The sequence below is a fragment of the Micromonospora parastrephiae genome (genome assembly GCF_016802865.1).
In the GTDB taxonomy this organism is placed as follows: Bacteria; Actinomycetota; Actinomycetes; order Mycobacteriales; family Micromonosporaceae; genus Micromonospora; species Micromonospora parastrephiae.
On sequence record NZ_JAEVHM010000071.1, the window covers coordinates 1 to 26357 of the forward strand.

General features: G+C 73.3%; 22 protein-coding genes and 4 pseudogenes. 16 read left to right on the top strand and 10 right to left on the bottom strand.

All coding sequences use genetic code 11. From position 1 onward, the window contains the following. On the top strand, positions 1–225 hold a 225-nt coding region (locus JNW91_RS16110; protein WP_203176119.1), incomplete at its 5' end, for a Trp biosynthesis-associated membrane protein. A 45-nt stretch (positions 226–270) separates the two neighbouring features. Here the strand turns inward: JNW91_RS16110 and JNW91_RS16115 are convergent. Next, the gene (locus JNW91_RS16115; protein WP_203176121.1) at positions 271–540 is read right to left on the bottom strand and encodes a hypothetical protein; all 270 of its coding nucleotides are present in this window, start codon (positions 538–540) and stop codon (positions 271–273) included. A 486-nt stretch (positions 541–1026) separates the two neighbouring features. Here JNW91_RS16115 and trpC point away from each other — a divergent pair, with 486 nt between their 5' ends. The 3 genes from trpC to trpA are packed head-to-tail and all read left to right on the top strand — an operon-like array spanning position 1027 to position 3912. After that, positions 1027–1830 (top strand): indole-3-glycerol phosphate synthase TrpC, encoded by an 804-nt coding sequence (trpC, locus tag JNW91_RS16120; protein ID WP_172862221.1) that lies wholly within the window; start codon positions 1027–1029, stop codon positions 1828–1830. 38 nt (positions 1831–1868) lie between these two features. Further along, entirely contained in the window at positions 1869–3107 is a 1239-nt protein-coding gene (gene trpB / locus JNW91_RS16125; RefSeq protein ID WP_203176122.1) for a tryptophan synthase subunit beta, read from the top strand. Position 3108: 1 nt separating this feature from the next. Beyond that, complete coding sequence (trpA, locus tag JNW91_RS16130) at positions 3109–3912, top strand: tryptophan synthase subunit alpha (protein WP_203176123.1); 804 nt, start codon at positions 3109–3111, stop codon at positions 3910–3912. A gap of 124 nt (positions 3913–4036) precedes the next feature. On the opposite strand, the gene JNW91_RS16135 is transcribed toward trpA, so the two are convergent. Beyond that, a complete protein-coding gene (locus tag JNW91_RS16135; RefSeq protein WP_203176124.1) occupies positions 4037–4663 on the bottom strand; it encodes an NUDIX hydrolase in 627 nt (208 codons plus the stop codon). Between the two features lie 101 nt (positions 4664–4764). Here JNW91_RS16135 and lgt point away from each other — a divergent pair, with 101 nt between their 5' ends. Continuing rightward, on the top strand, positions 4765–5949 hold the full coding sequence (lgt, locus tag JNW91_RS16140; protein WP_203176125.1) for a prolipoprotein diacylglyceryl transferase: 1185 nt from the start codon (positions 4765–4767) through the stop codon (positions 5947–5949). 16 nt (positions 5950–5965) lie between these two features. Next, entirely contained in the window at positions 5966–7153 is a 1188-nt protein-coding gene (locus JNW91_RS16145; RefSeq protein ID WP_203176126.1) for an FAD-dependent oxidoreductase, read from the top strand. Between the two features lie 15 nt (positions 7154–7168). Here the strand turns inward: JNW91_RS16145 and JNW91_RS33940 are convergent, their stop codons facing one another. Further along, complete coding sequence (locus JNW91_RS33940; protein WP_407664330.1) at positions 7169–7375, bottom strand: hypothetical protein; 207 nt, start codon at positions 7373–7375, stop codon at positions 7169–7171. On the opposite strand from JNW91_RS33940, the pseudogene JNW91_RS16155 reads away from it, so the two are divergent. From JNW91_RS16155 to JNW91_RS16165, 3 genes and pseudogenes are all read left to right on the top strand, one after another. Next, positions 7307–8482 (top strand): annotated as a pseudogene (locus tag JNW91_RS16155) (AMP-binding protein); the annotation flags it as partial. The gene JNW91_RS33940 and the pseudogene JNW91_RS16155 overlap by 69 nt on opposite strands. Next, positions 8472–8726, top strand: coding sequence for a glutaredoxin family protein (locus JNW91_RS16160; protein WP_203176127.1), 255 nt, complete (start codon positions 8472–8474; stop codon positions 8724–8726). The pseudogene JNW91_RS16155 and the gene JNW91_RS16160, both read left to right, overlap by 11 nt. A gap of 20 nt (positions 8727–8746) precedes the next feature. Further along, positions 8747–9412: an HAD family hydrolase gene (locus JNW91_RS16165; protein ID WP_203176128.1), complete on the top strand. Its 666-nt coding sequence runs from the start codon at positions 8747–8749 to the stop codon at positions 9410–9412. Here JNW91_RS16165 and JNW91_RS16170 read toward each other — a convergent pair. Together JNW91_RS16170 and JNW91_RS16175 are read right to left on the bottom strand one after the other, a co-directional pair. Further along, entirely contained in the window at positions 9393–10046 is a 654-nt protein-coding gene (locus JNW91_RS16170; protein ID WP_203176129.1) for a response regulator transcription factor, read from the bottom strand. The genes JNW91_RS16165 and JNW91_RS16170 overlap by 20 nt on opposite strands. Positions 10047–10105: 59 nt before the next feature. Beyond that, complete coding sequence (locus tag JNW91_RS16175; RefSeq protein ID WP_203176131.1) at positions 10106–11407, bottom strand: sensor histidine kinase; 1302 nt, start codon at positions 11405–11407, stop codon at positions 10106–10108. Positions 11408–11777: 370 nt separating this feature from the next. On the opposite strand from JNW91_RS16175, the pseudogene JNW91_RS16180 reads away from it, so the two are divergent. The 5 genes and pseudogenes from JNW91_RS16180 (at position 11778) to hemB (ending at position 17486) form a co-directional block, all read left to right on the top strand. After that, positions 11778–12547 (top strand): annotated as a pseudogene (locus JNW91_RS16180) (redox-sensing transcriptional repressor Rex). Beyond that, positions 12544–13940: pseudogene (locus JNW91_RS16185) on the top strand (glutamyl-tRNA reductase). Before JNW91_RS16180 ends, JNW91_RS16185 begins: the two co-directional pseudogenes overlap by 4 nt. Beyond that, complete coding sequence (gene hemC, locus JNW91_RS16190; protein WP_203176132.1) at positions 13937–14905, top strand: hydroxymethylbilane synthase; 969 nt, start codon at positions 13937–13939, stop codon at positions 14903–14905. Before JNW91_RS16185 ends, hemC begins: the two are co-directional and overlap by 4 nt. Beyond that, complete coding sequence (locus JNW91_RS16195) at positions 14902–16482, top strand: bifunctional uroporphyrinogen-III C-methyltransferase/uroporphyrinogen-III synthase (RefSeq protein ID WP_203176133.1); 1581 nt, start codon at positions 14902–14904, stop codon at positions 16480–16482. Before hemC ends, JNW91_RS16195 begins: the two co-directional genes overlap by 4 nt. 21 nt (positions 16483–16503) lie before the next feature. Further along, a pseudogene (gene hemB / locus JNW91_RS16200) lies at positions 16504–17486 on the top strand (porphobilinogen synthase). A 133-nt stretch (positions 17487–17619) separates the two neighbouring features. Here hemB and JNW91_RS16205 read toward each other — a convergent pair. Both JNW91_RS16205 and JNW91_RS16210 read right to left on the bottom strand, forming a co-directional pair. After that, entirely contained in the window at positions 17620–19104 is a 1485-nt protein-coding gene (locus tag JNW91_RS16205) for a DHA2 family efflux MFS transporter permease subunit (RefSeq protein WP_203176134.1), read from the bottom strand. Between the two features lie 9 nt (positions 19105–19113). Further along, positions 19114–19689 (bottom strand): NADPH-dependent FMN reductase, encoded by a 576-nt coding sequence (locus tag JNW91_RS16210; RefSeq protein ID WP_203176135.1) that lies wholly within the window; start codon positions 19687–19689, stop codon positions 19114–19116. A gap of 57 nt (positions 19690–19746) precedes the next feature. Here JNW91_RS16210 and JNW91_RS16215 point away from each other — a divergent pair, with 57 nt between their 5' ends. Next, a complete protein-coding gene (locus tag JNW91_RS16215) occupies positions 19747–20094 on the top strand; it encodes a MerR family transcriptional regulator (RefSeq protein WP_203176136.1) in 348 nt (115 codons plus the stop codon). Between the two features lie 346 nt (positions 20095–20440). Continuing rightward, positions 20441–20944: a helix-turn-helix domain-containing protein gene (locus JNW91_RS16220; protein ID WP_238425100.1), complete on the top strand. Its 504-nt coding sequence runs from the start codon at positions 20441–20443 to the stop codon at positions 20942–20944. Positions 20945–21033: 89 nt separating this feature from the next. On the opposite strand, the gene JNW91_RS16225 is transcribed toward JNW91_RS16220, so the two are convergent. The 3 genes from JNW91_RS16225 to JNW91_RS16235 form a co-directional block, all read right to left on the bottom strand. Next, complete coding sequence (locus JNW91_RS16225) at positions 21034–24312, bottom strand: lamin tail domain-containing protein (RefSeq protein ID WP_203176138.1); 3279 nt, start codon at positions 24310–24312, stop codon at positions 21034–21036. Between the two features lie 93 nt (positions 24313–24405). After that, the gene (locus tag JNW91_RS16230; protein WP_203176141.1) at positions 24406–25422 is read right to left on the bottom strand and encodes a GNAT family N-acetyltransferase; all 1017 of its coding nucleotides are present in this window, start codon (positions 25420–25422) and stop codon (positions 24406–24408) included. Between the two features lie 72 nt (positions 25423–25494). Beyond that, positions 25495–26357, bottom strand: an 863-nt coding sequence (locus JNW91_RS16235) for a lytic transglycosylase domain-containing protein (protein WP_203176140.1), incomplete at its 5' end; no start/stop codon positions are given.

Here is a 26357-nt window from a genome sequence, read left to right on the forward strand (position 1 = left end):
GCGTCTGCCTGCTCGGGCGGGCCTGCTCGCCGCGGTGGGGCGGGGGGGTGGACGGCGCTGCGCGGCGGTGGTTGGCCGGCGATGGGCGCACGGTACGAGCGGCCGACGCGAACCGTCGCGGGAAGTGCGCCGCCGGCGGCCGGACCGTCCGCTCCGCTGGCCGGTCGGCGGACCACGGAGGCGTGGGACGCGCTGGACCGGGGCGAGGACCCGACGGCCGGCTGATCCGACAGTGGGGTGAGCGCGACGCCCCGGGCCGGGTGGCCGGTCTCAGCCGACCGGTTGACGCTCCCGATGCGTCCTACGGGCGGCGGCTCGCGTGGCGGCCAACTCGGCCACCAGGCGGTCCAGTTCGGCGCGCTGGTCGGCGCGGGCCCGGTCGGCGCAGACCGCCTCCCAGGCGTTGCCGCGTGCGGTGCGCACCCGTCCCTCACCGACCACGGCCCGTTCCAGCGTGTGCACGACTCCGACGGCGAGCGACGCCACGGTCCGCGAGATGGTGGTCAGCCCGATGCTCGGGGTCGGCTCGGCAATGCTCATGGTCACCTCACACGGGAAGTGGGCGGCGGTCGGGCAGGCGCGCCGTCGAGTCTGCCCGAGGACGATGCTGACCGGCTGACGTTTCGCCGGGGTGACCGCCCGGTCAACTGTCCCGCCCCGGCCACGACCAGGGACCGGCCGTTCGGCCTTGAGCTTGCTCACAGAATCGACAGGCGTCGCTGTCGTCGAGCGGCGATCCGGGGTGGGTGGCATGATCGATGGGTCGGCCCGGGACGACCGGGAACGCCGGGCTCCCGCCGTGTGACGGCGGTCGATACCGGAGGTGGCGCTGCGTGACATCCCGTTCACGGCAAGTCGGCCATTATGCCGCAGCCGGTTTCGTGAGCAGCGCCATACCCCCGGCGTCCGGCGTCAGCCCCCTGCCCCTAGCATCGGCCCATGACACCCGGAGAGGGGAGTCCGATGGTGACTGCTGAGCATGCGCACGCGGAGGGGGACGACGCCGGTCAGGCAGCGTCCGTAAGCGTGCTCGACGAGATCCTGGCCGGCGTACGCGAGGACGTGGCCCGGCGCCAGGAGCAGGTTCCGCTGGAGCGGATCCGTGAACTGGCCGCGGCGGCGCCGCCGCCGCTGGACGCGTACGCGGCGCTGCGCAAGCCCGGCGTCGCGGTGATCGCCGAGGTGAAGCGCTCCTCGCCGTCCAAGGGCCGGCTGGCCGAGATCGCCGACCCGGCCGACCTCGCCGTCGACTACGCGGCCGGCGGAGCCCGGGCGATCAGCGTACTGACCGAGGGGCGCTGGTTCGGCGGTTCGCTGGACGACCTGGCGGCCGTCCGGGCCGCGGTCACCGTGCCGGTGCTCCGCAAGGACTTCGTGGTCTCCAGCTACCAGGTGCACGAGGCGCGCGCGCACGGCGCCGACCTGGTCCTGCTGATCGTCGCCGCCCTTGAGCAGAACGTTTTGATGGGCCTGCTGGAGCGGATCGAGTCGCTGGGCATGACCGCGCTGGTCGAGGTCCACGACGAGGAGGAGGCCGACCGGGCCCTGGAGGCCGGCGCGCAGGTGATCGGGGTCAACGCCCGTGACCTGCGTACCCTGGAGGTCGACCGGTCGGTGTTCGAGCGGATCGCTCCCGGCCTGCCCAGCAGCGTCGTCAAGATCGCTGAATCCGGTGTACGCGGCCCGCACGACCTGATCCGGTACGCCTCCGCGGGCGCTGACGCGGTCCTCGTCGGCGAGGGCCTGGTCACCCAGAAGAGCCCCCGCGAGGCGGTCGCCGAACTGGTCAACGCCGGTAACCACCCCGCAACGCCCCGGCCGGTGCGCTGACCCCGCGCCGGTGTGACGCCCCACCGAGAGGATTTCCGATGAGCGCCGACGCGCTGGCCCCTCTGGCCGGCCCGCAGCCCGACTCCGCCGGCCACTTCGGTCGCTTCGGCGGCCGGTTCGTGCCCGAGGCCCTGGTGGCCGCGCTGGACGAGCTCGACGGGGCGTGGCGTACGGCGATGGCGGACGAGTCCTTCCGGGCCGAGTTCGGCGCGCTGCTGCGCGACTACGCCGGCACGCCGTCGCTGCTCTACGAGGCCCGTCGGTTCTCCGCGAAGGTGGGCGCCCGGGTGCTGCTCAAGCGCGAGGACCTCAACCACACCGGCGCGCACAAGGTGCGCAACGTCCTCGGCCAGGCGCTGCTCACCAAGCGGATGGGCAAGACCCGGGTGATCGCCGAGACCGGCGCCGGCCAGCACGGTGTGGCCACCGCGACCGCCGCCGCTCTGTTCGACCTGGAGTGCGTGGTCTACATGGGCCAGGTCGACACCGAGCGGCAGGCGCTCAACGTGGCCCGGATGCGGATGCTGGGCGCCACCGTCGTACCGGTCATCAACGGCTCGCGCACCCTCAAGGACGCGATGAACGAGGCGATGCGCGACTGGGTGGCCAACGTCGACGAGACGCACTACCTGATCGGCACCGCCGCCGGGCCGCATCCCTTCCCGGCGATGGTCCGTGACTTCGTCCGTGGCATCGGTGACGAGGCCCGCCAGCAGTGCCTCGACCTCACCGGCGTGCTGCCGGACGCGGTCACCGCCTGCGTCGGGGGTGGCTCCAACGCGCTCGGCATCTTCCACGCGTTCGTCGGTGACGAGGCCGTGCGGCTGTACGGCTTCGAGGCCGGCGGCGACGGTGTCGCGACGGGCCGGCACGCGGCCAGCATCACCGGCGGGTCGGCCGGCGTGCTGCACGGCACCCGCACCTACGTGCTGCAGGACGCCGACGGGCAGACGCTGGAGTCGCACTCGATCTCCGCGGGGCTGGACTACCCGGGCGTCGGGCCCGAGCACGCCTGGCTGCACGACAGCGGTCGGGCCACCTACCTGCCGGTCACCGACGACGAGGCGATGGCCGCGTTCGAGCTGCTCTGCCGTACCGAGGGGATCATCCCCGCGATCGAGAGCGCGCATGCGCTCGCCGGCACCGTCGCGTTGGCGCCGAAGCTCGCCGCCGAGCTGGGCCGGGAGCCCACCATCGTGGTCAACCTCTCCGGTCGGGGTGACAAGGACGTGCACACCGCCGGCGACTACTTCGGCATCCTCGACAAGGAGCGGTGAGATGAGCCGGATCGGGGTGGCCTTCGACAAGGCCCGGGCGGACGGGCGGGCGTTGCTGGTCGGCTGCATGCCGGCCGGGTTCCCGACGGTCGAGGGCAGCATCGCGGCGATGACCGCGATGGTGGAGGCCGGCGTGGACGTCATCGAGGTGGAGATCCCGTACTCCGACCCGGTGATGGATGGTCCGGTCATCCAGAAGGCCAGTGACATCGCGCTGGCCGGGGGTGTACGCACCGCGGACACGATGCGCGTCGTCGAGGCGGTCGCGGCCACCGGCGCGCCGGTGGTCGTCATGACCTACTGGAACCCGGTCGAGCGTTACGGCGTGGACGTCTTCGCCCGTGACCTCGCCTCCGCCGGTGGCGCGGGTCTGATCACCCCGGACCTGATCCCCGACGAGGCCGCCGAGTGGCTGGCCGCCTCGGACGCGCACGGGCTGGACCGCACGTTCCTGGTCTCGCCGTCGTCCACCGACGCCCGGTTGGCGATGACGGTGCGGCACTGCCGTGGCTTCGTCTACGCCACCGCCGTCATGGGCGTGACCGGCGCACGGACGAACACCTCCGACGCCGCCCCCGCGCTGGTCTCCCGGGTCCGCGCGGTCGCCGACCTGCCGGTCGGCGTCGGCCTGGGTGTGAGCACCGGCGCGCAGGCCGGCACCGTGGCCGGGTACGCCGATGGTGTGATCGTGGGCAGCGCCCTGGTCCGGTGCGTGCTCGATGCGCCCTCCGAGGCCGAAGGGCTGGCCGCGCTGCGCACGCTGAGCGCCGAACTCGCCGAGGGCGTCCGCAACCCGTTTCGCTGACGTCGCCGGACGGCCTCCGGAATCTCGTGCCCGCTGCTTCGTTCGGCGTGCCCGCGGCGCCGGGCGCGTCTGCCGTTCGAGCGATATACCTGTGTGGCATAAATATGACTCACAGGTATATCGCTCAAGGACGTGGTGCCTGCCGGATCGTCGGCGCCGGCTCAGCCACGTTCAGGCCGTCGGGACCGATCGGCCGCCGTTGTCCGACACTTCGCCGCGTTGCTCCGGCGGCTGCGCCGCCCTGACGTGCTCCGGCGGCTGCGCCGCCCTGACGTGCTCCGGCGGCTGCGCCGCGCCTTGACCCCAGGGGACCGCGCGCAGGACTCCGGAGCAACCGCTGCGCGTCGGTGACGGCGGCCCGGGTGAGTGGGGTGACCGCCTCGGGCAGCGCGGCGGGCGCGTGCCAGGACAACCGGCAACCCGGTGGCGGGTCGGCGGCGGGTCGGACACCGGCCACCCGTGCCCGGAACACGTGCACCAGGACGTCCGGCAGCGGCCCGGCCCGGCCCGCCGGTGCGCACGTCGCGGCCGGCCCGGCCAGATGGTAGACGCCGACCAGGTCGACCAGTTCGATCTCCCAGCCGGTCTCCGCGCGGATGTCGCGCAGCGCCGCCCGCAGCGGGCTCTCCGCCGGGCGCAGCCGCCCACCGGGCAGCGCGTAGCGCCGCTCGCCGCGACCCTGCCGGCAGAGGAGCACCCGCCCGGTGTCGTCGGTGACGACGGCGGCGACCGCCCAGGTGAGCGCGCTCATGGACAAAGAGCCTACGGCGGTGCAAACCAGAAGTCACCGGGATGCTCGTACGGCGGCCCGGGGTGCCGCTTCGGGGGTGCACAGCGGTAGCGTGTGCACCCGTGACCTACGCCTCGCTGTCCCCCCAGGCGGCCCTGCCCAGTCCCAGCACCGCGGTCTGGCAGCTCGGACCGGTGCCGATCCGGGCGTACGCGCTGTGCATCATCCTCGGCATCGTGGTGGCCTGCTGGGTGACCGAGCGTCGGCTGCGCCAGCGCGGCGTCGCTCCCGGCGCGGTGCTCGACATCGCCGTCTGGGCGGTGCCCGCCGGCATCATCGGCGCCCGGATCTACCACGTGATCACCTCGCCGGAGAAGTACTTCGGCGCCGGTGGTGACCCGATGAAGGCGTTCGCCATCTGGGAGGGTGGTCTCGGCATCTGGGGCGCGGTCGCCGGGGGCGCGGTCGGCGCCTGGATCGCGGCCCGGCAGCTCGGTATCCCGTTCGGCGTGGTGGCCGACGCGCTGGCTCCCGGGCTGCCGCTGGCCCAGGCGGTCGGCCGGTTCGGCAACTGGTTCAACAACGAGCTGTTCGGTGGCCGGACCACCGTGCCGTGGGGCCTGGAGATCCACCGGATGGACCCGGACAACCCCGGGCACGCGTTGCGCGACGACGCCGGTCAGCCGATCCTCGAACCGGGCCTCTACCAGCCGACCTTCCTGTACGAGGCGCTGTGGAACCTCGGTGTGGTCGCGCTGGTCCTCGTCCTCGACCGGCGGCTGAAGCTCGGCCGTGGCCGGGCGTTCGCCCTCTACGTGATGGGCTACACCGCCGGCCGGTTCTGGATCGAGCTGATGCGCACCGACGAGGCGAACCAGATCCTCGGCGTCCGCCTCAACGTCTGGACCGCCGCCCTGGTCTTCCTCGGCGCGTTGATCTACTTCGTACGGGTGCGCGGCCCCCAGGAGTACCTGATCCCACTCGGCGCGGCGGCGACGCCGACGCCACCCACCACGTCCGACCTGTCCCAGGTCGACCTCTCCGCGCGGGAGGCCTCGGCGCGGGCCGCCGCGCCGGAGGGCTACCGGGTGGTCAGCGAGGAGCAGTACCACGCCTGGCGGGACACCGGCGTCCTGCCGCCCGAGTCCGTCGGCGACGACGACCGGCCGGCCGGCGACGGGTCGCTCGACGCGGTGGCGGCCGACGACGCTCCGTCGACCGGGGACCAGCCGGCGGACGGTACCCCGCAGATCCGCGACGACCGGGCCGACGCCGCCGGCGTGCGTCCCGCCGACCGGGACAGCTGAGCGGGGGGCGGCACCGATGCGAAGTGCGGTGGTGGTCGGCGCCGGGGTCGGTGGCCTCGCGGTCACCAGCGCGCTGGCGCGCTCCGGGTGGCGGGTCACCCTGCTGGAGCGGGCCGAGCGGGTGCGCCCCGAGCCGACCGCCGTGGTGCTGTGGCCCAACGGCGTCCGCGCGCTACAGGCGCTCGGGCTCGGTGCCGGCCTGGCCGCCATCGCCACAGCGTTGCCCGACGGCGGGGTCCGCCGACCGGACGGGCACTGGCTGGTGCAGCCCCGCCCCACCCCGGCCGACCGGATGCCGGTGGTGGTGCACCGCGAGGATCTGCACGACGCCCTGATCGCCGGGCTCGGCGACCGGGTCGAGCTGCGGACCGGGGTGACCGTGCGGCACGTCCGGGTCGAGCCGGGCCAACGTCCGGCGGTCAGCGACGGCCGGCACACCATCGAAGCCGACCTGGTGGTCGCCGCCGACGGCACGGACAGCGGCATCCGCCGCCAGCTCGCGCCCGAGTCCGGGGTAATCAGCTCCGGCTGCGCCGCCTGGCGGGCCGTCATTCCCTGGTACCGGGCACCCCGGCTGCCCGCCGACCAGCCGGTCGCCGGTGAGGTCCTCGGCGCGGGCTACCGGTTCGTGGCCGCCTCGTTGGGCGAGCGCGGCTCGTCGGGCGGTTCCAGCCGGGGCGGGATCTACTGGGTGGCCACCGCCGCCGGGGCGCCCCGCCCCGAACCGCCGGAGACGCAGCTGGCCCTGCTGCGCCGCTGGTACGCGGGCTGGCCGGAGCCGATCGGCGCGCTGCTCGACGCCACCGACCCCTCCGACCTGGTCCAGCAGGAGGTCCGCGAGCTGCGTCCGCTGCCCCGGGCGTACGGCTTCCCGGTCGGACCGGGCGGTGTGGTGCTGCTCGGTGACGCGGCGCACGCCATGCCGCCACACCTCGGGCAGGGCGCCTGCCTCGCCTTCGAGGACGCCGCCACGCTCGCCTCCCTGCTGCGCGAGGCCCGGCTGCCCGACGCCGTGCAGGCGTACGACCGGGTGCGCCGGCCGCGAGCGGCGACGGTGGTCCGGCAGACCCGACGCATGTCGGCGGTGCTCCAGACTCGCGGCAGGCTGGCGTTGCGTGCCCGGGACGCGGCGCTCGGCACGATCAACTCGCGCCTGCTCTCCAGCGCCGCGGCCTCCGCCGCCCAGTGGCGCCCCCCGGCCTGACCCGGCGCTTCCGGGTCAGGGGATCAGGGCGGCGGGTTCGGCGATGCAGGCGGTGCCGATGCGGCGGAAGCCGACCCGCAGGTAGACGCGGGCGATCTCGTCGCTGCCCGCGGAGAGGAAGACCAGGTCGGTGCCGGCGGCGAGCACGTTCCCGGCGCGCGCCCGCGCCGGGGCGGCGACGACCTGGCCGTACTCCTCTACACCTCCGGCACCGAGGGGCACCCCAAGGGGGCGATGCTCTCGCACCGGGCACTGCTGGCCAACCACGAGCAGGTCGGCCGGATCGAGCCGCCGGTCGTCGGTCCCACGGACACCGTTCTGCTCGCGCTGCCGCTGTTCCACGCGTACGGGCTCAACTCGGGGCTCGGCGCGGTCGTCCACCATGGCGCGACCGGCGTGCTGCTCGACGAGCCGGGGTTGACCGCCGGGCTCGACGAGATCGCCCGGCACCGGGTCAGCGTGCTGGTCGGCGTACCGTCGATGTTCCTGGCCTGGGCCGATGCCGCCACGGCCCGCGCGGCCACCGCCACCGTGCGGATCGCGGTCTGCGGCGCGGCGCCGCTGGAGCCCACCGTCGCGGCGGGCTTCACCGAGGCCACCGGCCTCCCGGTGCACGTCGGGTACGGCCTCACCGAAACCGCGCCGGTGCTCACCTCCACCCTGGTCGGCGGGATCGTCAAGGCGGGTTCGATCGGCCGGCCGCTGCCCGGCGTGCGGCTGCGCCTGGTCGACCCGGACGGCGCCGACCTGTGGCGCGACGGCCTGACCGTCCCCGACGACGACCCGGATGAGCTGGACATCTCCGACGTGTCGCCGGGCACCGACCCGGGTCAGATCGTGGTGGCCGGCCCCAACCTCTTCGCCGGCTACTGGCCGGACGGACGGGACGGCCCGGACGCCGACGGCTGGTGGGGCACCGGCGACATCGCCTACGCCGACGAGGACGGCGACCTCTTCCTCGTCGACCGGCTCGGCGAACTGATCCTGGTCAACGGGTTCAACGTCTATCCGCACGAGGTCGAGCTGGTGCTCGCCGGGCACCCCGGGGTGGCCGAGTCGGCGGTACTGGGTGTGCCGCACCCGCGGACCGGCGAGACTGTTCGGGCGTACGTGGTGCCGGCCCCGGGGCGGCCGGTGACCGGCGAGGAGCTGCTCGCCCACTGCGCACGCAACCTGGCCCGGTTCAAGTGCCCGACCGCCGTCGAGTTCGTCGACGCCCTGCCGCACTCGGCGATCGGCAAGGTACGCAAGACCCAACTCCGGTCGGCGACGCCGCCCGGCCCGCAGGCGTTCGCCGACACCCGCACGGAGGTAACCGATGTCCACTGACGCCCGGCTCGCCCTGATCACCCGGCCCGGTTGTCACCTGTGCGACGACGCCAAGACCGCCCTCGACCGCGTGGTGGCGGTCACCGGCGACAAGTGGGTCGAGTGGGACGTGTCCGACGACGTGGAGCTGGAGCGGGAGTACGGGGACCGGCTGCCGGTGGTGCTGCTCGACGGCAAGGAGCACGGCTACTGGCGGGTCGAGGAGGAGCGGCTGCTGCGGGACCTGACCACGCCGCAGCTCTGAGCGCTGCCTAAGGTGCTCTGATGACCCCCGCGCACCCCCACCTGGTGTGGGACTGGAACGGCACCCTGCTCAACGACCTCAGCCTGGTGGTGGCCGCCACCAACGCCGCGTTCGCCAGCGTGGGCGGGCCGGTGGTCACTCCCGACGAGCATCGGGTGCGTTTTCGCCGGCCGGTCGCCGAGTACTACGCCGAGGTGCTCGGCCAGGCCGTGGACGACGACGAGTTCGGCCGGCTGGACCGGATCTTCCACGACGCGTACCGCAGCGGGTTGACCACCTGCGAGCTGGCCGCCGACGCGCGGGCCGCGATGGCGGCCTGGCCGGGCAGCCAGAGCCTGCTCTCCATGTGGTTCCACGAGGAGCTGGTGCCCACCGTGCACACCTTCGGGTTGACCGGCCACTTCACCCGCGTGGACGGGCTGCGAGCCACGGTTGGCGGCGACCGCAAGGCCGAGTCGCTCCAGCGGCACCTGACCGAGTTGGGCGTGGACGGCAGCGCGGTGGTGCTGATCGGCGACTCCATCGACGACGCGGACGCCGCCCTCGCCGTCGGCGGCCGGGCGGTGCTGTACACCGGCGGCTTCACCGATCCGGCCCGGCTGCGCGCCTCCGGTCACCCGGTGGCCGACACCCTCACCGACGCGGTCGCCCTGGCCGTGCGGGAGGTCAGTTCCGCAGGTAGGTGAGAACGGCCAGCACCCGTCGGTGCTGCTCGGTGTCCGGCGGAAGCGTGAGCTTGGTGAAGATGTTGCGGACGTGCTTCTCCACGGCGCCGTCGCTGACCACGAGGGCGCGGGCGATGGCCGTGTTCGAACGCCCCTCGGCCATCAGGGCGAGCACCTCCCGCTCGCGGGGGGTCAGCTCCCGCAGCGGGTCGTCGCGGCGGCGACGGGCGAAGAGCTGGCCGACCACCTCCGGGTCGAGCACCGTGCCGCCGGCCGCCACCCGCCGCAGGGCGTCGAGGAACTCGTCGATCGCGGCCACCCGGTCCTTCAGCAGGTAGCCGATACCGCCGCCGGCGCCGCCGGTGGTGGCCAGCAGGTCATCGGCGTACGACACCTCGACGTACTGGGAGAGCACCAGGATCGGGGTACGCGGCACCAGCCGACGCGCCTCGACCGCCGCCCGCAGACCCTCGTCGGTGTGGCTCGGGGGCATCCGCACGTCGACGATCGACACGTCCGGCTGGTGCTCCACCACCGCCTCGACGAGGGCGTCGCCGTCCCCGACGGCGGCCACCACCTGGTGCCCGCTCTCGGTCAGGAGCCGCACCAGCCCCTCGCGGAGCAGGACGGCGTCGTCGGCGATCACGATGCGCATGGCTGTGTTGTCTACCACGTGCGACCCGCCGGGTCGGCTCGGCGCGGCGTCCGGCGGGCTCACAGGGGAAGCTCGGCGCGGATCTCGGTCGGGCCACCGGTCGGGCTGATCACGGCCAGTTCGCCGCCGGCCGCCCGGACCCGGTCGGCGATGCCGGCCAGGCCGTGACCCTTGGCCAGGTGCGCGCCGCCCTGCCCGTCGTCGCCCACCCGCACCTGGATGCGGGCGCCCTGCCGGGCCACCGCGACCACGGCCTCGGTGGCCCGGCTGTGCTTGGCGATGTTGGTCAGCGCCTCGGCCACCACGAAGTAGGCGGTGTTCTCCACCGCCGGTTCGAGCCGCCCGCCCGGCGTGCCGAGCTGCGGGTCCACCTGGAGTTCGATGGGGATCAGCCCTCGACCGGCGAGGGCGGCCAGGGCGCTGGGCAGACCCCGGTCGACCAGGATGGGCGGGGCGATGCCCCGGGACAGCGACCGCAGCTCGGCCAGGGTTTCCCTGGTCTGGGTGACCGCCTCGTCGATGGTCCGGCCGGCCGCCTCCGGGTCGGTGGCGAGCTGCATCCGGGCCCGGCTGAGGTCCATCGCCAGCCGGACCAGGCGCTGCTGGGGGCCGTCGTGGATGTCGCGTTCCAGCCGGCGCAGCGCGGACGCCTCGGCGGAGACGGCGGCCCGCTTCTGCTCCTCCAGCACGGTGATCCGGTCCCGCATCTCGGCCACCCCGGTCAGCATGGCCTTGGCGAAGCTGGCCTGGAGCAGCGCGCAGCCCCTGATCACGATCGGCAGCGTGATCAGGAAGAACACACCGATCGCCGTGTAGAGCCCGATCCGGGCGGTGGTCGAGTCACCCAGGCCGAGCAGTTGGGCCAGGTCGGTGTCGCCCGCACCGTCGGCTCGGGGCAGCGCCCAGTCGTACGCCCAGTAGAACGAGCCGGCGACCGCGGCGGCCCACCAGGACAGCGCCACCACGAACGTGAGCCCCGCCACGATCAGCCGCAGCACGCCGTGAGCCAGGTCGAGCCAGGACTGGGCGTCGCGCATCGGCACGAAGATCCGCCGCCAGGCGTTGGCCCCCACCTCGGCCAGCCGGTAGTGCGGCCGGATCCGCGGCTGCCGCAGCACCGCGGGCAGTCGCAGGCGCTCGATGTCGGCCAGCCCCCGGGCCGCGTACAGGGTGCCGCTGAGGATCGGCAAACCGATCACCGTGACCACCAGTCCGACGCCGACCGCGAGTCCCACGACGAGGACGACGAAGCTGGCGACCGCCAGGGGCAGGCCGAGCAGCACGTACCCGGAGTCGACCAGGAGCTGGCGGGGGATGCTCGGCGCCAGCGTCGGCTGGTCACTGGCGGCAACGACGGTCATGCCCAAAGGCTAGGCATCTGGGCTCGGTGTCCCCATCCCGAAGTCCCGCCTCTCCCTCGTAGTGCTGTCCCTACCAGGTTGGGACGGCGCTGGCAGGGCCCGGCGCGGGATTGGTCAGAGAAGTCGGGATTGAGCAATAATCGCCCCGGGCGGCGAGGGTGCGGAGCCGCTAAATCGATCTTGTGGAATGGAGGTGCTGGTGGAGTCGCGGCGCGCAGCGGCAAGATCGCGATTTGTGCACGTCTTCACAAGCGCCTACGCTGTGATTTCGACGCGCCCTGCTAGCACAGCCGGCAATCTCGGTCGCCAGCGGGAGTCCACAGGCGGCCGACCAGCGGAGTTGGCCGAGGATCGCACCGCACGGAGTCTCATGAGTCAGCACCGTCACCCAGGCGCGCCCGGCCGCGCCGGTGCCGTACCGGCGCTCCCGGACCTGCCCGAGGCGACCGTCGCGCGGCTCCCCGAATACCTGCGTGCGCTGCACAACCTCGCCGACACCGGGCACGAGACGGTCTCCAGCGAGGGCCTGGCCGCCGCCGCCGGGGTCAACTCCGCCAAGCTCCGCAAGGACCTCTCCCACCTCGGCTCGTACGGCACCCGGGGCGTCGGCTACGACGTCACCCTGCTGATCGAGCAGATCGAGTTCGTGCTCGGGCTCACCCAGCGTCGGGCGGTCGCCCTGGTCGGCGTGGGTAATCTCGGTCACGCTCTGGCCGGCTACGACGGCTTCGCCAGCCGGGGCTTCCGGATCGCCGCACTGCTCGACGCCGACCCCTCCCGGGTCGGCGAGGAGATCAACGGCCTGGTTGTCCGGCATGTCGACGAGCTGCCGGCGGTCGCCGTGCAGGAGTCCATCGCGATCGGCGTGATCGCCACCCCGGCCGCCGCCGCCCAGAGCGTCGCCGACCAACTGGTCGCGGTCGGCGTGACGAGCATCCTCAACTTCGCGCCGTGCGTACTCTCGGTGCCGGAGGGGGTCGACGTGCGCAAGGTCGACCTCGCCATCGAGCTGCAGATCCTGTCCTTCCACGAGCACCGCAAGGCGTCGCTGACCGCGCTGCCCGCCACCGGCGGGTCCGCTCTCACCGCACTGCCCGGCGCCTCGCGGCCACCGAAACCCAGGAGGCGATCGGCACGTGAAACTGCTCGTCGTCGGCGCGTCCTACCGGACCGCCCCGGTCGCCACGCTGGAGCAGCTGGCCGTGCCCCCCGCCGACCTCACCCGCACCCTTGACCGCCTGGTCGCCCAGCCGTACGTGAGCGAGGCGGTGCTCGTCTCCACCTGCAACCGGGTGGAGGTCTACGCCGCCGTGTCCGGTTTCCACGGCGGGCTCGGTGACATCTGCGCCGTCCTGGCCGAGCAGGCCGGCAGCCCGCCGGCGGCGCTCGCCAGCCACCTGTACGTGCACTACGACACCGCCGCCGTGGACCACGTCTTCCGGGTCGCCACCGGCCTGGACTCGATGGTCGTGGGCGAGGCGCAGATCCTCGGCCAGCTGCGCGACGCGTACCACTGGGCCACCGGCGCCGACTCGGCCGGCCGCCTGCTGCACGAGCTGATGCAGCAGCGCTGCGGGTGGGTAAGCGCGCCCACGCCGAGACCGGCATCGACCGGGCCGGCCAGAGCGTCGTCACCGCCGCGCTGGAACTGGCCGCCGGGCACCTCGACGGCGACCTCGTCGGCCGGCCGGCCCTGGTGGTCGGCGCCGGCGCGATGGGCTCGCTCGGGGTGGCCACGCTCTCCCGACTGGGCGCGGGGCCGCTCACCGTCACCAACCGGGGCGCCGACCGTGCCGTCCGGCTCGCCGAGTCGTACGGGGCGGGCGCCGCCCCGATGACCGAGCTGGCCGACACCCTCTCCACAGTGGACATCGTAGTGGCCGCCACCGCGTCCACCGAACCGGTCCTCACCCGGACGGTGGTCAGCGCGGCGCTCGCCGAGCGGGATCCGGCTCGCGGTCCGCTGGTCCTGCTCGACCTGGCCGTCCCGCGTGACGTCGAGGAGGGCGTCGCCGACCTGCCCGGCGTCGAGGTGATCGACATCGACCGGATGGCGACGCTGCTCGCCGACGGTCCGGCCGCCGCGGACGCCGCCGCCGTCGAACGGATCGTGCTCGGCGAGGTGGAGAGCTTCCTCACCTGGCTGCGCGGCGCCGACGTGGCGCCCACCGTGGCCGCGCTACGCGGTCGGGCCGACGACGTGGTCACCGCCGAGCTGCGCCGGCTCGCCCAGCGCCGCCCCGACCTCGACGACGACCTGCGTGCCGAGGTCGCCCGTACGGTGCACCGGGTCGTGCAGCGGCTCCTGCACCAGCCCACCGTGAAGGTCCGCCAGTTGGCCGCCGAACCGGGCGGCGACCAGTACGCCGCCCTCCTGCGCGAGCTGTTCGACCTCCAGGTGCCGCAGACCTCACCGGTGGACACCGTTCCCGAGGTGCTGACCCCCGACCTGGGCGCCGTGTTCGCCGGCACCGACCCGGTGCTCGGCACGGACACCGCCGACCAGGTCCCGCCCACCGGAGGTGTGCGATGACCGCCCCGCTGCGCCTCGGCACCCGGGGCAGCGCCCTCGCGATGGCCCAGTCCGGCCAGGTCGCCGAGGCGTTGACCGTCGCCACCGGCCGGGCGGTCGAGCTGGTCGAGGTGGTCACCGCCGGTGACCGTTCCCACGCGCCGGTGCACCGGCTCGGCGTCGGGGTGTTCGTCTCCGCGCTGCGCGACGCACTGGCCGCGCGGACGATCGACTTCGCCGTGCACTCCTACAAGGATCTGCCCACGGCCGCCGCCGCTGGGCTGCACATCGCGGCGGTGCCGGCCCGACAGGACCCGCGCGACGCGCTGGTCGCCCGGGGCGGCCGGACGCTCGCCGAACTGCCGCCCGGGGCCACCGTGGGCACCGGCGCGCTGCGCCGGATCGCCCAGTTGCACGCGCTCGGCCTGCAACTGGAGGTCACCCCGGTCCGCGGCAACGTGGATACCCGCCTGGCGCGGGTGCTCGGCCCCGAGGCCGACCTGGACGCCGTCGTACTGGCCCGGGCCGGGCTCGCCCGACTCGGTCGGACCGACGTGATCACCGAGACGCTGGACCCGATGCTGATGCTGCCCGCGCCCGCCCAGGGCGCGCTGGCCGTGGAGTGCCGGGTCGACGACCAGGACCTGGTCGAGCTGCTCGCGACGCTCGACCACGCACCGTCGCACGCCGCGGTCATCGCGGAGCGCGCGCTGCTGGCAACCCTGGAGGCCGGGTGCAGCGCACCCGTCGCCGCCTATGCGGAACTCGCCGAAGGTGACGCCGGCGATGAGATCTACCTGCGCGGGGCGGTGATCAGCCCGGACGGCACTCGTGACCTTCGGCTGTCCCGCACCGGAACGCCCGCCGATGCGGCGGAGATCGGTAAGGCACTCGCCGCCGAACTCCTCGACCTCGGCGCCGACTCGATCCTCGGCCACGAAGGACACACCGGCCCGGGGACCCAGCAATTTGGGAGCACAGAATGACCCGCACCCGTAAGCCCGTCGGCCGTATCGCGTTCGTCGGGGCTGGCCCCGGTGACCCGGGCCTGCTGACCCGTCGGGCGCACGACGCCCTGGTCGACGCCGACCAGGTGATCTACGACCGGGGAGTCCCCGAGTCGCTGCTCGCCGTCGTCCGCGCCGAGGCCAGAGACGACGCCGAGTTCACCCCCGCCGAAGGCGCGCCAGGGGACGTGGCGAAGGTGCTGATCTCCGCGGCCCGGTCCGGGCTGAACGCGGTGCACCTGGTCGCCGGTGACCCGTTCGGGCACGACTCGGTGGTCAAGGAGGTGCAGGCGGTGGCCCGCACCGCCGCCCACTTCGAGGTGGTGCCCGGTGTCGGCCAGGCCGAGGGTGTCGCCACCTACGCGGGTGTTCCGCTGCCTGGTGTGCGTACCGCCGCCGACGTCGAGGACGTCACCGCGCTGGACTTCGAGGCGCTCGCCGCTGCCGTCGGCCGGGGCTCGCTCGCGCTGGCCGTGGACGCCGGTGACCTCGCCGCCGTCCGGGACGGGCTGCTGGCCGCCGGGGTCGACGGCACCACCGGGGTCGGGGTGACCGGCGACGGCACCGGCGAGACCCAGTACACGACCACGTCGACCGTGGACAGCTTCGTGGCCGCCGCGCTCGGCTTCACCGGCCGGGTGGTGCTCACCGTCGGCGCGGGCGTGGGTCAGCGCGACAAGCTGAGCTGGTGGGAGAACCGCCCGCTGTACGGCTGGAAGGTGCTCGTACCGCGCACCAAGGAGCAGGCCGGCGCGATGAGTGCCCGGCTGCGGGCGTACGGGGCGATCCCGTGTGAGGTGCCGACCATCGCGGTCGAGCCGCCGCGCACCCCGGCGCAGATGGAGCGGGCCGTCAAGGGCCTGGTCGACGGCCGGTACGCCTGGGTGATCTTCACCTCGGTGAACGCGGTCCGCGCGGTTTGGGAGAAGTTCGCCGAGCACGGCCTGGACGCGCGACACTTCGGCGGCGTCAAGATCGCCTGCATCGGTGAGGCGACGGCGGACGCGGTGCGCGCGTTCGGCATCCAGCCGGAGCTGCTCCCCGCCGGCGAGCAGTCCTCCGAGGGGCTGCTGGCCGAGTTCTCGCCGCACGACGAGATCCTCGACCCGGTGGGCCGGGTGCTGCTGCCGCGCGCCGACATCGCCACCGAGACGCTCGCCGCCGGGCTCACCGAGCGCGGCTGGGAGGTCGACGACGTGACCGCCTACCGGACCGTGCGGGCCGCGCCGCCGCCCGCCGAGATCCGGGATGCGATCAAGTCGGGCGGTTTCGACGCGGTGCTGTTCACCTCGTCCTCCACCGTTCGGAACCTGGTCGGCATCGCCGGGAAGCCGCACGCGCGGACCGTTGTTGCCGTCATCGGGCCCAAGACGGCGGAGACCGCGACGGAGTTCGGCCTGCGGGTCGACGTCCAGCCGCCGCACGCCTCGGTGCCCGACCTGGTGGAGGCGCTCGCCGCCTACGCCGTCGAGCTGCGCGAGAAGCTCGCCGCCATGCCGGCGAAGCAGCGCCGCGGCTCGAAGGTGCAGGGGCCGACCGCCCTGCGCTTCCGGTAGTCGTCGTCAGGAGGGCCTCCCATGTCGTACCCCGAGATCCGGCCCCGCCGGCTGCGCCGCACCCCGGCGATCCGACGGCTGGTGTCCGAGACCCGGGTCGACCCGGCCGAGCTGGTCGTGCCGATGTTCGTCAAGGAGGGGCTCACCGAGCCCCGCGCCATCGCGTCGCTCCCGGGGGTGCTCCAGCACTCCCGGGACTCGCTGCGCAAGGCGGCCGCCGAGGCGGTCCAGGCCGGTATCGGCGGGATCATGCTCTTCGGGGTGCCGGAACGGCGGACCCGACCGGGTCCGGTGGCCTCGACCCGGACGGCATCCTGAACGTCGCCATCCGCGATGTGGTGGCCGAGGTGGGCGACGCCACCGTGGTGATGAGCGACCTGTGCCTGGACGAGTTCACCTCGCACGGGCACTGCGGGCTGCTCACCCCCAGCGGTGAGGTGGACAACGACGCCACCCTGGCCGCGTACGCCGAGATGGCGGTGGCCCAGGCCGCCGCCGGGGTCGACGTGGTCGGGCCGTCCGGGATGATGGACGGCCAGGTCGGCGTGGTACGCCAGGCTCTCGACGCCGCCGGGCACCAGGACGTGGCGGTGCTGGCGTACGCGGTGAAGTACGCCTCGGCGTTCTTCGGCCCGTTCCGCGACGCGGTGGAGTCGGCGCTGGAGGGCGACCGGCGCGCCTACCAGCAGGACCCGGCCAACCTCCGCGAGTCACTGCGCGAGGTGGCGCTCGACGTCGCCGAGGGCGCCGACATGGTGATGGTGAAGCCGGCGCTGCCCTACCTCGACGTGGTGTCGGCGGTACGGGCCGCGGTGGACGTCCCGGTCGCCGCCTACCAGGTCTCCGGCGAGTACGCGATGGTCGAGGCGGCCGCCGCGAACGGCTGGATCGACCGGGAGCGGGTGATGCTGGAGACGCTCACCTCGATCAAGCGGGCCGGCGCGCAGATCATCCTCACCTACTGGGCGGTCGAGGCCGCCGGGCTGCTCCGCCAGCGCTACTGAGCGGCCCGGCGGTCCTGCCGGTCAGGGCGCTGCCCTGTGCGCCCCGTGTCGCGCGTGCGGCGCTCGGGGCCGCGTCAGCGCCCGGGTGATGACCTGGTCCTCCACCTGGGCCGCATCCGCCAGGCCGGGCACCTCAACCCCGGGAGCGCGTCACCTCGGGATGCGAGGTCGTCTTCTCGTCGGCGGGCGGGGCGGCCGGAAGCCACCGGCTGGTCAGCCAGGCGAGCGCCAGCAGCACTGCGGACACCGCCAGCGCGAGCCGAGTTGCCTGCGACAGCTCCGGTACGAGACCGAGCCGGCTGGCCGGGTCGAGTCGGGTGGCGGCCGCGATGCCTGCGCCGCCCAGGCTCGGGGCTAGCCGGTCGGCCAGCCAGGACAGGGCGGCGGCGATCAGCGCCGTTCCGGCGGCGACCGAGGTGTGCGACACCGTGGTGAGCAGCGTGGAGCCGGACGGCAGGTCCTCGGGTGGCAGCGACCGGCTGGCCGCCGTCATCGTCGGCATCAGCGTCGCCCCCATGCCCAGGCCGATGACCGCGCCCAGCGTGGCCAGCAGCGGGTACGACGTGTCCGCGTCGAGCACCAGCACCCGGGCCACCGTGCCGAGCACCGCGGTCGCGATGCCGAGCCCGACCACCCGCCGCGCCGAGCCGCGATCGACGAGCCGCGTGGCCACCTGGAGCATCAGCCCGGTGGTCAACGCCTGCGGAATGCCGATCACACCGGCCAGGGTGGCCGAGTCGCCGCGTACGGCCTGTACGTACGCCGGGATGATCAAGAACGAGCCGAAGTATCCGGCGGCGAACAACGCCACCGTTGCGGCACCCCCGGCCATTCCGGGCGCACGCAGCACGGCCAGGCGCAGCAGTGGCTGCCGTACCCGTCCGGCCCGCCAGGCGAAGGCAGTCACCAGCGCGACGCCGAGCACGAGCGGCAGCAGCACGGCCGTGGTGACGACCCCTCCCCGCTCACCGGTGACGCTGAGTCCGAACACCGCTAGTGCCAGGCCGGGGCAGAGCAGCAGTAGCCCGACGACGTCCAGCCGTACCGCTGGTCCTCCCGGTTCGGCGACCGGCAACACCGAGCGGCCGAGAAACACCGCCAGCAGGCCCACCGGAAGGTTGATCCAGAAGATCCAGCGCCAGGACGCGTGGTCGAGCAGCAGGCCACCCAGCACCGGCCCGATCAGGGGGCCGACCAGGACCGGCAGGCCGAGCAGGCTCATCATCCGTCCTCGCCGCCCCGCCGGCACCGCGGCCAGCGCGACGGCCATCCCAACGGGGTTGAGCAGCCCGCCACCCAGGCCCTGGAGCACCCGGAACGCGATCAGCGACTCGACGTTCCAGGCGGTCCCGGCCAGCACGGACCCGGCCGTGAACAGCAGCAGCGCGGTCAGGTAGGTGCGGCGGGCCCCGAAGCGGCCGATCGCCCAGGCGGCGGTGGGCATCACCGCGACCAAGGCGAGCGCGTAGCCACTGGTGACCCAGCCGATCGTGGTCAGATTCGTTCCGAGGTCGCCAACCAGCTTCGGCAGGGCCACCACGGTGACCGTGGTGTCGATCACCGCGAGCAGGCCACCCAGGGTCAGGTACCAGCCGAGCCGCCGCGCGGAGGCGTCCACGTCGCGGCCTCAGGACCGGCCCCGGCGGGCGGCGCGCAGCGCCTCGGCCCACCAGGCCAGCTCGCTCAGCGTGGCATCAGCGGCTCGACGCAACGGCTCGTCGTCGACGAGCCGACCGGCGGAGTCGAGCCGTTCCCACGGTGCCCGGAGTACCACCCCGGAGCGGGTCGTGGCGGCCTGCAGCTCGGCGAACACCAGCCGGAGTTGCTCGACCGCGCGGAGGCCGCCGGAACTGGCGCCGTATGACACGAACGCCACCGGCTTTCGGGCCCACTCCCGGTAGTGCCAGTCGATGGCGTTCTTGAGGGCGGCCGGAAAGCTGTGGTTGTACTCCGGCGTGACCACCACGAAGGCGTCGGCGGCGGCCAACCGTCCACTGATCGGGCTGGCCGGATTGCCGCCGGGCGGGGTGTCGCTGAACGGCAGCGCCACCTCGGCGAGGTCGACGAGGTCGAGGCCGAGATCAGTGCGCCGGCCTGCGTGGGCGACGAACCAGTCGGCGATCGAGCGGCCCACGCGAGGCTGGCGGACGCTCCCGACGAGTACGGCGATGGTCGGCGGAGCTTCGTTCTCTTGCGGTGTCATGCCGTGGACGCTAGGACTTGAACTAATGGTGAAGTCAATGGCGGCGGGGGAGTGGCAATGGGCACGTTGACGGTCGGCGAGGTGGCCCGGGAGAGCGGGGTCAGCGGCTCCGCTGTGCGGTTCTACGAGCGGCAGGGCCTGATCACGGCGGCCCGCACCGGCGGCAACCAGCGGCGCTTCGATCCCGACGCGGCCTGCCGAATCAGGGTGGCGCGAGTGGCCCAGCGCGTCGGCCTGACCGTCAACGACATCCGTGACCTGCTCGCCGTCCTGCCGCCCAACCCCGAGCCGGCCGACTGGCAGGGTCTACACGATCGGCTGACCGCCGAGGCCGAGCGGCGCATCCGCGAACTGCACGCGGCACTGGACGACATCGGCTCCGGTCGCCGCCTCTGCGACCTCTGACCCGCGCACCTGGGCCATCGCCTGGAACAGCGCGCCGCGTGACCGGGTCGCCACGTAGCCCTCCAGCATCCAGGTCCCGTCGCGGAAGCCAATCAGGCCGACCCATCCGGACAACCTGCCCGAGGGGGTCCGCTGCCTCTTCGCGCGCCCTTTGCTCTGCTTCAACGGACGCAACGTTTTTGGACTCCAACAGTTGCGTCCGTTGAAGCAGTGCAAAGGCGGCCAACGACGTTCCCGCCCCGTCCCCGCCCCCGTCCCCACCCTTGCCCTCGCCCGACTCTCGGATCATCCACAGGTCTATCCACAGGGATTGAGCCCGGGTACCGACACGGGTGATGGTGGTGAGATGACGTCGGCGCTCGAGCCTCCTCCTCCCCCTGGCCCTACCGTCGGTCGGTTCCCCATCGCCGGTCTGGTTCGCCGCGCACGTCGGATCGTCGGGCTGAGCCAACTTCGGCTGGCCCGCTTCGCCAAGGTGTCACCCTCGACGGTGGGGCGGGTCGAGGCGGGCAGCCTGACACCGAGCCTTGCGGTACTGGAACGCCTGCTCGGCGCGGGCGGCCTCTACCTGGTCGTCGTGGATCAGGAAGGCCGGATCGTCCAGCCGATGGACGACCGGGAAGACGTCCACGACGGTGCGGGTCGGCGTTACCCCTCGCACCTCGACACCATCCTCGACCCCGAGCCGGGGGAGTGGTGGGGGGACCGCTACGGGCTGGCCCGGCCTCCGGAGACCTACCATCGCAGTTCCGTCGATCGAGAGGCGCGACGACGGCGCAGCCAGTGGGAGGTGCGAGTGGCGCAGCACCGACACGTCCCGCCCCCGCCAACAGTCCAGGAGTACTACTGACCCCCTGGCTTGAGGGACGGGGCGAACGACGAGCGGCCCGCCGCCCGGGGAGGAACCCGGACGGCGGGCCGCTGACGGCGCCTGGCGGATCAGTCGTCGTTGGTGATGGTGCCCGTCGCCAGCGGGTCGGCCAGCCGCAGACCGGGCACGCCGGCCACCAGCAGGGTCAGCTTCTCGTTCGACTCCCGCTTCCGGTCTCCGCGCACGGTCACCGGGAAGGCGACCGACGTCTGACCGGCGGGCAGCGCCTTGCAGCCGACGTACGTGTCGAAGTCCGAACCTGCCTGCGCGGTGCCGCCGACGGTGGTGGCGCAGAGCAGCACCGGCTGGGACAGCGGCCGGGACACGGTGGCGGTGAAGGTGAGCTGTCGGCTGCCCTGGTCACCCTCGACCACCGTCGCGTCGGCGACCGTCAACGACGCACGGGACCGGATCCGGGCCACCTGCGGGTCGTGGTCACTGGACCCGCGTGACCCGTCGCCGGTGAACTCCGCCGGCCAGTCCGCGTTGATGTGCGCAGCCCGCACCTGCACCAGGTCGCCGTAGAGCGCGTCGTTGACGAACAGGTGGTCGAGCGTCTGCGCGTGCCCCTCGAAGCTGTACGAGTACGCGGAGGCCGGCACGTCCGCCACCAGGTTGTCCCACAGGTTGTGCAGGCCCGCCTCGTACAGCGGTGCGAGCTGGTCCGACGGAGTGGGCCGGGTGCCGGTGGCGATGGGGTCGTCCGGGCGGGGGAACACGTTCAGGTCCCCGCCGTAGACCACCCGGGCGTTCTGGTCGGCCGCCTCGATGGCGGTGACGATCGCCGCGCCGTAGCGCGCCTGCTCCCGCCGCTGCCCGATCCGGCCGTCGGGGCCGGAGGAGTAGTGGTTGCTGAGCGCGTACAGGGTGAACCGCTCGGACGAGCCGGGCGACGCGGCCACGGTGAACCTGCCCAGCTGGGGAGCCCGGGTGAACACGTTGGTGCCGTCCCGGCCGGTCGACGTGTCCACGTCGGACGGCAGCACCGCGTTGAGCGCCTTGGGGTTCTGCACGTCGGCGTTCGCCGGCAGCCCTGGGGCGCGGTACTGGACGGTCGGCGCCGAGCCCAGCAACGGGTCGCCCGCCGTCGCGGCCGGCAACGACAGCCGGTCGGTGCGGTACAGGAACGCGGCGGTGATCCCGCGGGCGTCCGCTCCGGTCCGGTCGTAGGTCGCGGCGTACGCCGGTCCGCCCGCCCCGGCCACCGCGAGCGCCAACTCCTGGATGCTGTCCGGAGCGCCGTCGGCGTTGTCGGTGTCACCGCAGGCCAGGATCACTCCGGACACGGTGCAGATGTCCTGGTCCTCGGCCTCCTGCACCAGGATCAGGTCCGGCGCGTGCAGGTCGGTGACGATCTGGTCGGCGAGGGCGCTGAGGTGCTCGCGGTAGTCGGCCTCGCTGCTCGGCACGTAGTCGAACGGCGGGTCGACGCCCACGCAGCCCGCGTTGCCGGCGAAGTCGCAGCCGTCGAACGGGTCGTCGCGGTAGTCGTACAGGTTCTCCACGTTGTAGGTGGCGACAGCCACCTCCTGCGACCGGTCGGCCGGCTTGGGCGGGTTGTTCCTCGACGGGTCGGCCCCGGCGTCGAACTCCGCCCGCTCGACCTGGACGCCGTACTTCTCGAACGAGTAGTAGACCCCGCCCACCGCGTCGCCGCGCAGCGTGTCGAAGGTGTGCGCCGGCGGGAGCAGCGCGGCGCTGTCCCCGGCGGTGGCCTTCACGCCCATGCTGCCGAGCAGCGTCCGCTGACCGTTGCCGTCGTCGAAGCGGCGGGTCGGATCGTTGTCCAGCGGGTGCGAGTCCCGGAAGACCCGCCGGGAGTACGGGTCGGAGCGGTCCAGCAGCGGGTCGTCCCGGTCGATCACCCACAGCTCCGCGTCGGCGGTGGAGGAGAAGACGTCCCGGCCGCTCACCGCGCCGCTGCCCGAGCGCACCCGCATCCGGGAGCCTTCGTGCCGCTCCCAGAAGCGCTGCGCGTCGGTCAGTTCGGCCGGCGGCGCCGCGACGGTCACCGCGACCGCGGTGTCCACGTCCAGTCCGGAGGCGATCCGGCGGACCAGCGAGGCGCCGGAGAGCTGGGTGAAGGCGTAGTACTCCGACACCCGGGCGCGCAGCACCACCTCGTCGCCGACCGTCGGCACGTACCCGCCGATCAGCGACGTGAAGGTGCCCATGAACACGAAGATGCCATCGGAGCTGGTCGGGTCGCCGTCGGTGTCGCCGGTGCGGCTCTGGAGGAAGAACCCGTGCTGCTCCGCCCCGGCCGCCGTACGGGCCAGCGTCAATTGGGTGATCACGCCGCGTACGTCGTACAGCGTGCTGCTGGTGCCGTTGCCGCTCGCCGGTGCGAGCGGTGACCGGTCCGATGGGCCGGACTCGGCGTCGGTGGTCGGGCCCTGCACCTCGCCGACGGTCAACTCCCGGGTCACCTGCACGGCCAGCGCGCAGCTGGCGGTGCCGCCGCCCGCGTCGGTCGCGGTCACGGTCACGGTGTACGCGCCGGCGGCGAGGCCGGCGCTCGCGCCGACCGTGGCGCGGGCGGTGCCGCCCTTCCCGTCGGCCGGGGTGAACGCGGTGCGGGTGATCGAGCCGGCGCCCGGGGTCGGGTTGACCGCCGTCACCGCCAGGTCGACGATCGTGTCGTCGGAATCCGTGGCGGTGACCTCGCGGGTCGCGGCCGTGCCCGCGGCGGTGACCAGCGGCCCGCCACAGGTCAACGTGGCCGGTACGTCGACCGGGCCGCCGCCGTCCACCGTGTGCGCGCCGAGCCCGTCGAAGGTGTCGACGGGCAGGCCGGCCCACTGCGTGGCGGGGTCGAACGCGTCCGACGGGTCGGTGTCACCGGCGGTCACGCTCGGCAGCCGGCGCAGGGTGTTGTCCGCGGTGCTGGTCGCGCCGGCACCCCACTCGGTGCCCGGGTCGACGCCCACCTGGCCGATCGAGTCGAGCACGGTGGCGCCCCGGCGCAGCACGATCGCGTCGTCGCCGTTGAACAGGCTCGCCCCGGTGGTCTGGTCGGCCTGGGCGAGGACTGCGGCCCCGGCCGACGCGCTGGCGAACACGAACACGTCGCCGGCGGCCACGCTCCCGCTCAACGCGATCGTGGTGGCCGTCGTGGAGCCGTTGAAGAAGAGTTGCAACTGGTAGCCGCCGGCGGTCAGGTCGACAGCGGCACCGGTGCCGTTGAACAACTCGATCGCCTTGTTGTTCGACGAACCCTCGACGTACTCCGAGATGAACAGGTCGGTGGGCGCGGCGCTGGCCGCGGTGGGTGCGACGCCGAGCGCCGTGACGGTCACGGCGACGGTGGCGGTCGCGAGCGCGGCTATTGTGCGGCGCGGGCGCATAGGGCCTCCACGATGGGCGGATGGGGGTCAACGCACGTTAAGGTGCGCGACTGTCCATCGTCCATCCCCCATCAGACAGTTTCGTGAACTCTCTCAGCGCGGCGGATCGAGTCGGTGCACCAGCTCGGCGACGTCGACGCTGTATTCGCACCAGTCCCGGTCGGGCCGGTAACCCAGCTCCGCGTTGACCTTGAGCATCGCCTCGTTGGCCTGCGCGTTCCAGGTCTGCACCTCGACCAGCTCCGGCTCGGCGGACCGCAGCTCCAGCAGCATCCGGGCCTTGATCGCCCGGTCGATGCCGTAGCCCCGGTGGTCCTGCGCGACGATCGTGTCGTACTGGTCGGCGCGGGTGGGGTGCTGTGCCGGCACCACCACCTCGGTCAGGCCGGCCACCTCACCGCTCTGCTCGTGCCGGGCCAGCACGATGTACGGCTTCATGCCCCGCCGGTGCAGGGTGTCCAGGCTGTCCCGCAGCCGCTGCGGGTCGTACGAGCTGGGACGCAACTCGCCGTCGTCGACGTCGCGCACCTCGGCCTTGGCCCGCGCGTACGCCTCGATCAGGTCGTCCGGTGGCCCACCGGGGAAGAACTCCAGGTGGTAACCCGCCCCGACGCCGGTGGCCATCTCGGCCAGCTCGGCCCAGTCGACCCCGGACAGGTCGAGGACGCTGCGCGTCTCGACGTACTCCCGGGTGAAGCCGAGCGACTCGTAGAAGCCCACTGCCGGCGTGTCGCCGACGACCTCCACCCCGATCGACTGGAAGCCCTCCTGGTAGACCCGGCGGGCGGCACGCAGCACCAGGTCACGGCCGAGCCTGGAGCGTCGGACCGACGGGTGCACCAGCACCTCGAGCACGCCGATGTCGCCGAGGAGCAGCACATGGACCTGGCCGAGAATCGCGCCCGGGTCGTCGGGGCCGGTCGGGTCGGCCTGGGCGACCCAGGAGATCCGCCGTTCGCCGGGCATCACCTCGGCGAGGTATTCCCGCAGGGAGTTCTCCCGCCAGGGCGGGTCCTGCGGCAGGTCGGCCGCAAGAACCGCGTTCAGCGTGTCCAGCAGCGACGCGATCTCGGCGGACGACGCGGTCCTGGGGTCCCACTCGCGCACCATCACCCGTCTAGCTTGCCGCTAACAGCTGCCCGGGGGAAGTGTCCAGTTCTCTAATGTATGCAGACGATCACTTCAGGTGCGGCTGGCCCGTCCGTACCGATTTGCGGTGTCGTAGACGTCCTGGGCGTACCGGCGCACGTCGTTGTACGACAGGATGGCGTTCCACCAGTCGCCCGGGATGCTCAGGTTGCGGCCGCCCTTGCACAGGTAGTTTCCGGCCGCCAGGGCGGCGTCGTCCAGGTCGTGCGGGTCCTTGACGCCGTCGTTGTCCGCGTCGGCGCCGATCTCCTGCCAGGTGGTCGGGATGAACTGCATCGGTCCGATCGCGCGGTCGAGGGTGGTGTCCCCGTCGAGCAGCCCACGGTCGGTGTCGATGATCCGCATCCGGCCGCCGTTCCCGTCCAACGGCAGCCCGATGATCTTCGGCAGCGCCTTGCCGTCCTGGCCCAGGCGGGCGCCGTTGGCCGAGCCGTGCCCCGATTCGACCTGCCCGATCGCAGCGAGGGTGGTCCAGCTCAACGCGCAGCTGCGGTTGGTCTGGGCGAGCACCAGCTCGGCGTAGCCGTACGCCTGCATGGCGGCGGGCGGGACGCCGACCTTGGCGCCGACCTGCTGGGCCCAGCCGGCCAGGGCGTCCGAGGGGCGTCCACCGGTCACCGGAGGAACGACCGGCCCGGTGGGGAATCCGCCGGTGGGCACTCCGCCGGTGGGCAGCCCGCCGCTGGGCAGTCCGCCGGTCGCAGTCCGCCGGAGGGCAGGCCGGCCGGCGGAACGACGGTGTTCGGCGTCTCGGACGAATCGGCTGCGACCGGCCGGGGGCGCGCGGATGGTGGCCGGCACGAGCAGCGCGCCCGCCGCGGCGGTCGCGGCCACCAGGGCCAGCAGGAACACCCCGGGCAGGGTGAGCCGACCACTGGGCCGGCGGGCCCACGCCC

Bases quoted from the DNA above. Each gene is read 5' to 3' on its own strand.
- JNW91_RS16215 (WP_203176136.1), top strand. From the start codon at position 19,747: ATGGGCACGTTGACGGTCGGCGAGGTGGCCCGGGAGAGCGGGGTCAGC.
- trpA (WP_203176123.1), top strand. From the start codon at position 3,109: ATGAGCCGGATCGGGGTGGCCTTCGACAAGGCCCGGGCGGACGGGCGG.
- JNW91_RS16115 (WP_203176121.1), bottom strand. From the start codon at position 540: ATGAGCATTGCCGAGCCGACCCCGAGCATCGGGCTGACCACCATCTCG.
- JNW91_RS16210 (WP_203176135.1), bottom strand. From the start codon at position 19,689: ATGACACCGCAAGAGAACGAAGCTCCGCCGACCATCGCCGTACTCGTC.
- JNW91_RS16175 (WP_203176131.1), bottom strand. From the start codon at position 11,407: ATGACCGTCGTTGCCGCCAGTGACCAGCCGACGCTGGCGCCGAGCATC.
- JNW91_RS16165 (WP_203176128.1), top strand. From the start codon at position 8,747: ATGACCCCCGCGCACCCCCACCTGGTGTGGGACTGGAACGGCACCCTG.
- JNW91_RS16195 (WP_203176133.1), top strand. From the start codon at position 14,902: ATGACCCGCACCCGTAAGCCCGTCGGCCGTATCGCGTTCGTCGGGGCT.
- hemC (WP_203176132.1), top strand. From the start codon at position 13,937: ATGACCGCCCCGCTGCGCCTCGGCACCCGGGGCAGCGCCCTCGCGATG.
- JNW91_RS16160 (WP_203176127.1), top strand. From the start codon at position 8,472: ATGTCCACTGACGCCCGGCTCGCCCTGATCACCCGGCCCGGTTGTCAC.
- JNW91_RS16225 (WP_203176138.1), bottom strand. From the start codon at position 24,312: ATGCGCCCGCGCCGCACAATAGCCGCGCTCGCGACCGCCACCGTCGCC.
- JNW91_RS16135 (WP_203176124.1), bottom strand. From the start codon at position 4,663: ATGAGCGCGCTCACCTGGGCGGTCGCCGCCGTCGTCACCGACGACACC.
- JNW91_RS16220 (WP_238425100.1), top strand. From the start codon at position 20,441: ATGACGTCGGCGCTCGAGCCTCCTCCTCCCCCTGGCCCTACCGTCGGT.
- JNW91_RS16170 (WP_203176129.1), bottom strand. From the start codon at position 10,046: ATGCGCATCGTGATCGCCGACGACGCCGTCCTGCTCCGCGAGGGGCTG.
- JNW91_RS16230 (WP_203176141.1), bottom strand. From the start codon at position 25,422: ATGGTGCGCGAGTGGGACCCCAGGACCGCGTCGTCCGCCGAGATCGCG.
- JNW91_RS16145 (WP_203176126.1), top strand. From the start codon at position 5,966: ATGCGAAGTGCGGTGGTGGTCGGCGCCGGGGTCGGTGGCCTCGCGGTC.
- trpB (WP_203176122.1), top strand. From the start codon at position 1,869: ATGAGCGCCGACGCGCTGGCCCCTCTGGCCGGCCCGCAGCCCGACTCC.